We start from the raw sequence: 8,312 nt of genomic DNA on the forward strand, positions 1-8,312 counted from the left end.
GTCGCGGTTGCCGAAAAACACGGAATTGGCAACGCTACCTCAGCAATTTCGATTGCTTTCACTACGCCTATGCCATGACAATGCGCGCGCCGGTGCTGACGCTCGACGGGCTCTTGCGCGAAACCGAAGTGAAGATCCTGCCACAAAGCACAACGGCCCTTTCCGCGGAAAAAAAGCCATAGCCGGAACGCGCCCCCAGAGCGCGCTGTGTGTATTGGCGATCTGCTGCCGCCGGGCGTGCTCAACATCGTCAACGGCTTTGGTCTCGAGGCGGGCAAGCCACCCGCGTCGTCGCCGCGCATTGCCAAGATCGCCTTTACCGGCGAGACCACGACGGGCCGGCTGATCATGCAATATGCCAGCCAGAACCTTATCCCCGTAACACTGGAATTGGGCGGCAAATCGCCAAACATCTTCTTCAAGGATGTTGTCGCCGAGGACGACGATTTCTTCGACAAGGCGATCGAAGGCTTCGTCACGTTTGCGCTAAACCAGGGCGAGGTCTGTACCTGCCCGAGCCGCGCGCTCATCCATGAATCGATCTACGATACGTTCATGGAACGCGCGCTGAAGCGCGTCGAGGCGATCGTACAGGGCGATCCGCTCGATCCGGCGACGATGATTGGCGCCCAGGCCTCGTCCGAGCAGTTGGAGAAGATCCTGTCCTATATCGACATCGGCCGCCAGGAAGGCGCGGAGGTGCTGACCGGTGGCGCCCGCAATGTTCTGTCTGGTGATCTGGCGGGCGGCTATTACGTCAAGCCGACCGTGTTCAAGGGACACAACAAAATGCGCATCTTCCAGGAGGAGATCTTCGGGCCGGTGGTTTCTGTCACGACCTTCAAGGACGATGACGAAGCGCTCAGCATTGCCAACGATACGCTTTACGGCCTCGGGCCGGGGTCTGGAGCCGCGATGGCAACCGTGCCTATCGTTTCGGCCGTGCGATCCAGGCCGGCCGCGTCTGGACCAACTGCTACCACGCCTATCCCGCGCATGCGGCCTTCGGCGGCTACAAGCAGTCTGGCATCGGCCGCGAGACACACAAGATGATGCTCGACCACTATCAGCAGACCAAGAACATGCTGGTCAGCTATAGCCCGAAGAAGCTCGGCTTCTTCTGATCACATCTTTGTCCCACAGGCGCGGCCCCGCGCGGGGCCGCGCCCATAATGACTGGAAACCGGATTAGACTATGCATGCAAAAAAGTTACGGCGACGCCGGAAGCCCTTGAACTGATCGCGGAAATTGTTGCCGAGCACGGACCAGTGCTGTTCCACCAATCCGGCGGCTGCTGCGACGGGTCTTCGCCGATGTGCTATCCGCGTGCTGGCTTCATCGTCGGCGATCAGGATGTGTTGCTCGGCCACATCGGCGACGCGCCCTTCTATATCGGGGCTTCGCAATTCGAGGTCTGGAAGCACACCGACCTCATCATCGACGTAGTGCCTGGCCGCGGCGGCATGTTCTGCCTCGATAACGGACGGGAGAAGCGATTCCTGACACGGTCGAAGATCTGCGCTGTTCAGATCGGGACGTAGCCTTCCCATCCGACTGCAGCCGATGCTCAGACCGCTACCGAACGCCCGCCTTGCCGGTTTCGAAATATTTGTCGAACTTTGTCGCGATGCTCCTGACAAAGGGCCGGCTTTCCGCAGGCACGACGAAGCGGTCACCATCAAGTTCAAGCAACCGCGCAGGATCTTGGAGGGCCGTGGAACTCGCTCGGACGAGAAGTCTTTGGCCGGCTGCGCACCGATATTCTTCCTTGGCGCATCGAGGGCGATGTCCTAGAGGTTGTCGGCAATACACCGGTTTTCGGCGGCGAAAAGGCGATCACTTACGCCGATGCGGCTCTGGTCCTTCGCGCTTTGTGCGTGAAGCGGCTCCGGAGCGGCGACGTCGGCAACTAACACGTGACGCTGCGTAGGTTCCCGTCAAAGCCGGAGGAGCCGGGCACAAGGGCAGCTCGGCTCCGTATCATCCACCCAGTATGCGTCACGATTTGCCCTGATCGTCTCTATTTGCCGCGCCCGACAAAGCGCTTCAGTCGACCTCACCTCGTCCACTTCGGCAAGACGTGGCGAGCGTCTGCGCGGCCGGCGAATTCATCCAACCCGACCCGCTTGCTGACACTGAAGAAGCAGGGCCAGATGCCGAAGCGCATGATCCCCGACAAGCTCGGCTCCTATGGAGCAGCGCGACCCTCCGGCTGCCCGCAACGATCTGGAGCGAGGCCAGCGCGAGCCCGCTGCCGAAAACCACGCCGAACGGCCCCGGGATCGGCGTCAGCGCCGGAATGGCCAGAAATAGGATTGTGAAGCCGATGCCGGTTTGGCGAAACGGGCCTCTCGCCAGGGCGGTTGGAACTCGAAATCACTGAAGGGGTTCTGATCCGCGACCCGACTACTGCGTTGTTCTTCGTCGGCTAAAGTCGTTTGGTGTCACGATTGCCATGGATGATTTTGGGACGGGGTATGCTTCACTCGCGTCTGGCGCAGAAGTCTGCGGCGCAGGCGAGCGTGCGGGGCGTGCAATCAATCGTTCGTCAGATATTTCATCCGCTACTTGGAGACGCGGCGCTCAGCGATGGCGTGGCGTCCGCATCGCTGATATTGTCTCGCCAGACTGTAGGACGGCAGCATACGATGAATAGCGACCCCGAGAATCCCGAGTCCGTTGAACAACTACTCGACGTACCGGACCTCGCCAATGCTTTGGAAAACGAACAGTTCAGAAAATTTCTCGATCAAGTGCCGATTGCGATCGCAGTGTCGGACTTGCGAGGCGACGAACGTGTGGTCTACGCCAATCCCGAATTCGAGAAGCTGTCGGGTGTAAAGGCGGAAGAGCTTGCTCGGGAGGATTGGGCGGTCCTTTCCGCCAGCGGTCTCAATGAGCCGGCGGACCAGTCGCTGACCGAGGCGCTCGCGGACGAGACAGATTTCGTCGGGACGTTTCGGCTTCACCGCGGCGAGGATGAGCCCGCTATCGTGGACGTCTATTCGAATCTCATTCAGGAAGACAATGGCAAAGTCTGTTTTCGCCTCGTTGCCCTTGTCGACGTTTCGGCCCACAGCGAGACTGACACCCGCCAGACCGAGGAGCGTATCCGTGAAAAAGACGTTCAGCTGCGCGAACTACAGCACAGGGTAAAGAACAATTTGCAAATGATTACCGCCCTGATCCGAATGGAAGCTCGAAATGCGGTAGAGCCTGACCAAAAGCGTTTCGACCGCCTGGCAGGCCGCGTCAATGCCCTCGCGATGCTCTACCAAGCACTTTCCGGCGGCGAACCAAAGGACGAGGTCGATCTCGGCGTCTATCTCGGTCAGATCGCCTCGGCAGTCATGACGTCGCATGCTACCGAAGGTATCCGGCTTGATATGAGCGTGGACTCGTACCCGGTTTCGATCAATGTCGCCATGCCGGCGGGACTGGTTGTGAATGAACTGCTGACCAATGCACTGAAGCATGCTTTTCAAGGACGCGAAGGCGGCACGATCACTCTGCACAGCACCGTTGAAGGTGACGGGTGTCGTGTGGTCGTTGCCGATGACGGCATCGGCCTGCCAGCAGGCGAGACATGGCCCAGGCATGGCAAGCTCGGCGCGCTAATCGCGCGCTCGCTTATCGAAAACGCCAATGCGCAATTCCATGTGAGCTCCAGCCCGAATGAGGGCACGAAGGTAACTATCCTGTTCAGGCGGTCCGCCGCCGCCGCTCCGTAGATCGGACCTTGTCCAGACGAACCGCGCTGGTGGCTGGAGAGCGAATCCCAAGACTCTTGCCCGCAGATTTCGACGCGCCTTCTTCGATCGCTGACGGCCGCTAACGTCAGGGGAGCGGGTCCTTCAGCTTGCGGTTTTTGCCTTCGCGGTGAGAGCCGTTCCGCGGCAGCCCTGTTGGATCAGACAGCTTGTGGAGGAGCTTTCGCGTCATTTATTCAGAGCCAGCGCGCCCGTCGACAAGGTCAGTTTCGAGCGCCTGCTGAGTGGTTCGAACGTTCTCAACTATCAGCTTTATTCGGACTCAGCCCGTAGTGTCGTCTGGGGCTCTTACTTCTGGGGTTCCCGGCTGGTGCGCCGGCATTTGAGTTGACGTTGAACGCATTTGGAACCGGCGGAGGGGCCGCAACCATATACGGCGCAGTCCTTGGCAGCCAACCAACGGCGCCCCTGGAAGCTATCTCTCGGCTTTCTCCGGTAGCAATGTCGAATTTCGCTACCGGTATACTTCTTCCAGTTCGTGCAGCACGGGAACGGGCGCGATCTCGCGGCCAAGCTTTAGCGTAACGGCTATCGTACCGGCCAACTGCCTGGTCGCCATGCAGAACATCGATTTTGGATCTGTGGGAACGCTAGGCGCAAATGTCGACGCGACGGGGCAGGTGTCGGTCACGTGCACGCCGGCTACCGCCTATACTGTCTCCTTGAATGGAGGCACCACCGGCTCCACGCCAACAGCGCGCAAAATGTCGAAAGGCGCGGAAACAGTCACCTATGGCCTATTTAAGGATGTCGCGCGGTTGCAGCCATGGGGTGATGCATCGACCCCGGGAAGCACGGTGCCGGGGACCGGAGACGGTGCGACCCAAAACCTGACCGTCTATGGACGGGTGCCGCCGCAGGCGACACACTGTGGTGGTGACGATCACTTACTGAACATGCCCGGTACCATGTCTTGCGAAATGACCCAAGACGACCCTGTCGGCGCCTCAACGTGCCGAATCTATGGACGGGTGTGCGTGGTGGATAGCCCCGCAGCGCTGCGATCCTGACCAAGAGAAGCCCGCCACCTTGCGGGTGACGGGCCGGCCGCGAGGCCAGGAGAGTGTTGTCAAAGCCTCACGGCCGATTCGACGCTCCCGTTAACGCCGCACTCTCCTCAGCGGCGCGCGATCAGCATGCAAAGCTGACGCAGATCGCTGTCATACGTGCCTTCGCTGCTGAGCACGTCGGCGCAGCGCTTCTTCATGCGAATCAGCTGGCTGCTGGACAGCTGAGCAACAACGCTCGGCGGGGTGCCGGGCGTCCCTGGCGTTCCAGGTGTCCCCGGCGTTCCGGGAGTCCCAGGGGTGCCGGGAACGGCACCGCCACCAACGCCAACGCCGACACCACCCGTGCCACCAACGTTGGCGCCGACCCCCGCTGTAACGCCGCCCGCGCCACCTACATTTGCGCCTGCGCCGGCAGTGACACCACTCCTGCCGCCTATATTAGCGCCTGCCCCAGCGGTCACGCCGTTCGTGCCACCTATGTTGGCGCCAGCACCGGCAGTGACACCACTCCTGCCGCCAATATTAGCGCCGGCACCGGCGGTAATGCCCCTGCTGCCGCCTATGTTAGCACCAGCGCCGGCATTCACTCCGCCGCGCCCACCGATCGAGGCGCCGGCTCCCGCTCTGATGCCGCCACTACCGCCGATCGAAGCGCCGAGACCAGCGTTGATGCCGCCTGGGCCGCCAATTGATGCGCCGGCACCGACGTTAATTCCCGCCGCACTGGAAGGAAATGATAGAGATAAAACAAGTGCACCACCGGCTAAAGCTGTGGCGAAACTCTTGACGAAATTTGCCATGACACTCTCCTTTGATACTTGCCTCATAGTAGCAGTTTCAATGCCCGCTACTTCAGCGATAACGAGCTCAGAGAGTTAGTGGATTGCTAACCCGGAACTATCTTTAAGATTGTCACTTACGATTAGAAAAATATTCTGAAACAATTTGAAATGAATGGAGCGAGTACATTCTCGGCCCAGGCTCTTTCGTATTCGGCGATGAAGTTCACATGAGGGGTGTCACGCGCAGAGGCGCAAGTGTCGAGAACGGCGGGCACAATCGACCTCCTTACGAAGAGGATAACAGTGCCACGCGGCTTCCTACTCCAGAACGAGCACGCCCTCCTCCTTGGCGGCCTCCTGCAGGACTGCACCGCCAGCGTCCACTTCGGTCCCCTCTTGGTCCACTTCATGAGTTCCTCGGCGGCACCCTCGACATGGCTAACCCCGTACCGGATGCCAGGTCCGTCGGTCCTGACGTACACCGGAGGGGAGAACCAATGGGTTGCCATGGGGGGAACTTAGAGCGGCACAGGCCTGCCGACCAACGCAGGTTATAGGGAACGATGTGGGCCCTCGCGGGTTTAGAACTCGCAGCGCTCGGTTCTTCTCTTGGATGTGCAGCCGCTGTTGGGGCCCGTCGCCTTTCTCATGGGCGACGGGCCTCTTGGTTAGAACAGTCCGCTGGTTGCCATTGGGGGGAGTAACGCCCCCTCCTCTTTTGCAGCAGCCGGGAATGCCTCACCAGCCACTTGAGGTGACACCTTATCGGCCAGCGCGGCCGTGCAGATACGTACCGCAACGTTCCACCGATGTCCCCGGTTAGTCCACCTCATGAGTTCCTCGGCCGCACCCTCGACGCGGCTGATCGCGACGCGGACACCTGGGTGGTCGGTCCTAACGTAGACCGGAGGGGAGAACCAATGGCGAGACATAGAGGAAACTTAAAGCGGAACCAGCCTGCCGATCAACCCAGGTTGTAAGGGAACGATGTAGGCCCCTCGCGGGTTTAGGGGTTGCAGCGGGATTCTTCGTGATGTGCAGCCGCTGTTCGGGTCCGTCGCCTTTCTCACGGGCGGCGGACTCCTTTCGCGAAGGCGGTGTTGGCCAGAGAACGTTTACCGCAGTTCAAGTTAGCTAGTTGTCATTGGGAGAGTAATGTCCCCTCCTCCATGGCTCGCCGGCTGTCTCGGCGTTGTTGACGTTGCGGATTTCCCCTGGACGCCCGGTCTTGACGGGGACCGGAGGGTTGAACCAGTGGCGAGCCATGAGAACTCCTATTCAGGAAAGATCATGCCCTCCTCCTTGGCAGCTTCCTCGAACGCGTCACGGGCCTGCTGTGGAGACACCTTGCCGCTGATGGCATCATACAGGCGCGCTCCGCCTTTTGCCACTTACCACGCTTGGTCCACAAGACGAGTTCCTCGGCCGCAGCCTGAACGTGGTGGACCCGTAGCGGAAGCCGTCATGCTCCGTCTTGACGTACACCGGAGGTGAGAACCAAAGGATTGCCATAGGCGGAACCTAGGGACGGACTTGCTATGCGGCCAGCTTCCGGTCGGGAGTATTGGTTCTGACGTGGGGGCAACCAGGGAGAGCCATGCGGCTATTCCCGAAGATCGAACGCGACGAACAGGCCAAAGGCTGGTGCAACATCAACAATAAGAGCGACCAGCTCGCAGTCACTTACCACCAGATGTGGCCCGTCGCGGCGCACCGCCGCAATAGTGTCATTGACGGAGACGATTTGGCCCCGACGGGCTTGTAAGATCAGCTCTTCAACAAGCTCGTGGGCAGTCATTTTGCTGGGTCGGCAGTTCGTCCAAATGTTCATACCAGGCCTCCCACCTCAGCGAGAACCCAAGCCGCTATTCTGTAGGTCCCACAAAAAAATCAATGTTCCGATCGTACGAAGTAAAGGGGCGGAACGTTTGGCAGAATTTCTGAGCGGGGATCGGATAACTGGCTCGCGCGAAGAGCCCCCGACCTGCTAATCAGGGAAAGAGCCTGCCCTCCTCCTTTGCTGCTCCTCGAACGCGTCACCGGGCCTGCTGTGGGGACACCTTGCCTCTTATGGCATCCACACAGGCGCGCTCCCGCGCTCGGTCCTCGTTTTGCTGGTTTATTTGGCCTGATGAATGCTCGAAACCGCCAGCTTGCCGGCCTTGATCGAGTAGGTGACAACGACCTTTTCACCGACCTTGAGCGTCTCGGCCTCGATCCCTTCCGGCAAGATGAACGTCTTGCCGTCGGACAGCGTGATCGAGTCGCCACTCTTGTCGACGCTTGCGATCGTGCCGGTGGTTGCCTTGGCGAAGGCACCGGTCGAGGATGCAAGGGCCAGTACCATTGCGGTTGCGATAACTGATTTTTTCATGTTCGTTTTTCCCGTTTGGTTTCGTTGCGATGCCGAAAGGGCCCGTTAGGCCCTGAGCGGCAACGGTGACGATCCGGAGCGGTAGGGCTTGCCGGATCATTTCTCTCATTCGAGAGAAGATGGATCGAGCTTAGGCGGCGGAGTTTGCGACAGGATGGCCGCTACTTTACAAATAGGTAAGCCCGCCGCTGCGCACCCCTGAGGTCAAGCCCGAGGGCAGCCCTTTGCGCGACATCCCTCTATCTCTTTGTTTTGACGCAATTCCGGACGGAAAAACCGTTTCACACTTTTCCTGGAATTGCTTGTCTTATGACTTTCGCTGCCGAATGGGTCAGAAAGGAACGCTGAGAGAGGGTAGCCGCCCTCCCTCAGCGG

The 8,312-nt window shown here is 59.8% G+C and carries 9 protein-coding genes and 5 pseudogenes; 7 read left to right on the forward strand and 7 right to left on the reverse strand.

The window, feature by feature from the left end; genetic code table 11:
- Positions 1 to 213 precede the first annotated feature (213 nt).
- Positions 214 to 1,124, forward strand: a pseudogene (gene adh, locus NKH28_RS19065) (aldehyde dehydrogenase); the annotation flags it as partial.
- Between the two features lie 52 nt (positions 1,125 to 1,176).
- On the forward strand, positions 1,177 to 1,542 hold the full coding sequence (locus NKH28_RS19070) for a DUF779 domain-containing protein (RefSeq protein ID WP_352923092.1): 366 nt from the start codon (positions 1,177 to 1,179) through the stop codon (positions 1,540 to 1,542).
- 34 nt (positions 1,543 to 1,576) lie between these two features.
- Here the strand turns inward: NKH28_RS19070 and NKH28_RS19075 are convergent.
- A pseudogene (locus NKH28_RS19075) lies at positions 1,577 to 1,750 on the reverse strand (coproporphyrinogen III oxidase); the annotation flags it as partial.
- 371 nt (positions 1,751 to 2,121) lie between these two features.
- Between NKH28_RS19075 and NKH28_RS34495 the strand changes: the two are divergent.
- A pseudogene (locus NKH28_RS34495) lies at positions 2,122 to 2,205 on the forward strand (IS6 family transposase); the annotation flags it as partial.
- Here the strand turns inward: NKH28_RS34495 and NKH28_RS19080 are convergent.
- Positions 2,198 to 2,335: pseudogene (locus NKH28_RS19080) on the reverse strand (exopolysaccharide biosynthesis protein); the annotation flags it as partial. The pseudogenes NKH28_RS34495 and NKH28_RS19080 overlap by 8 nt on opposite strands.
- A gap of 5 nt (positions 2,336 to 2,340) precedes the next feature.
- Between NKH28_RS19080 and NKH28_RS19085 the strand changes: the two are divergent.
- The 4 genes and pseudogenes from NKH28_RS19085 to NKH28_RS19100 all read left to right on the forward strand — a co-directional run.
- Positions 2,341 to 2,492 (forward strand): annotated as a pseudogene (locus NKH28_RS19085) (EAL domain-containing protein); the annotation flags it as partial.
- A 157-nt stretch (positions 2,493 to 2,649) separates the two neighbouring features.
- A complete protein-coding gene (locus tag NKH28_RS19090; RefSeq protein ID WP_352542777.1) occupies positions 2,650 to 3,732 on the forward strand; it encodes a sensor histidine kinase in 1,083 nt (360 codons plus the stop codon).
- A gap of 190 nt (positions 3,733 to 3,922) precedes the next feature.
- Entirely contained in the window at positions 3,923 to 4,102 is a 180-nt protein-coding gene (locus NKH28_RS19095; protein WP_352923077.1) for a spore coat protein U domain-containing protein, read from the forward strand.
- 226 nt (positions 4,103 to 4,328) lie between these two features.
- Positions 4,329 to 4,781: a Csu type fimbrial protein gene (locus NKH28_RS19100; RefSeq protein ID WP_352923079.1), complete on the forward strand. Its 453-nt coding sequence runs from the start codon at positions 4,329 to 4,331 to the stop codon at positions 4,779 to 4,781.
- Positions 4,782 to 4,888: 107 nt separating this feature from the next.
- Here NKH28_RS19100 and NKH28_RS19105 read toward each other — a convergent pair whose 3' ends face one another.
- The 5 genes from NKH28_RS19105 to NKH28_RS19125 form a co-directional block, all read right to left on the reverse strand.
- Positions 4,889 to 5,581, reverse strand: coding sequence for a hypothetical protein (locus NKH28_RS19105; protein WP_352542754.1), 693 nt, complete (start codon positions 5,579 to 5,581; stop codon positions 4,889 to 4,891).
- Between the two features lie 650 nt (positions 5,582 to 6,231).
- On the reverse strand, positions 6,232 to 6,495 hold the full coding sequence (locus tag NKH28_RS19110; protein ID WP_352923081.1) for a DUF982 domain-containing protein: 264 nt from the start codon (positions 6,493 to 6,495) through the stop codon (positions 6,232 to 6,234).
- Between the two features lie 342 nt (positions 6,496 to 6,837).
- Positions 6,838 to 6,954 (reverse strand): DUF982 domain-containing protein, encoded by a 117-nt coding sequence (locus NKH28_RS19115; RefSeq protein WP_352923083.1) that lies wholly within the window; start codon positions 6,952 to 6,954, stop codon positions 6,838 to 6,840.
- 212 nt (positions 6,955 to 7,166) lie between these two features.
- Positions 7,167 to 7,394, reverse strand: coding sequence for a hypothetical protein (locus NKH28_RS19120; RefSeq protein ID WP_352542756.1), 228 nt, complete (start codon positions 7,392 to 7,394; stop codon positions 7,167 to 7,169).
- Positions 7,395 to 7,682: 288 nt separating this feature from the next.
- A complete protein-coding gene (locus tag NKH28_RS19125; RefSeq protein ID WP_352542757.1) occupies positions 7,683 to 7,937 on the reverse strand; it encodes a DUF1344 domain-containing protein in 255 nt (84 codons plus the stop codon).
- Between the last annotated feature and the right edge of the window lie 375 nt (positions 7,938 to 8,312).

The organism is Mesorhizobium sp. M1227 (assembly GCF_040318315.1).
In the GTDB taxonomy this organism is placed as follows: Bacteria; Pseudomonadota; Alphaproteobacteria; order Rhizobiales; family Rhizobiaceae; genus Mesorhizobium.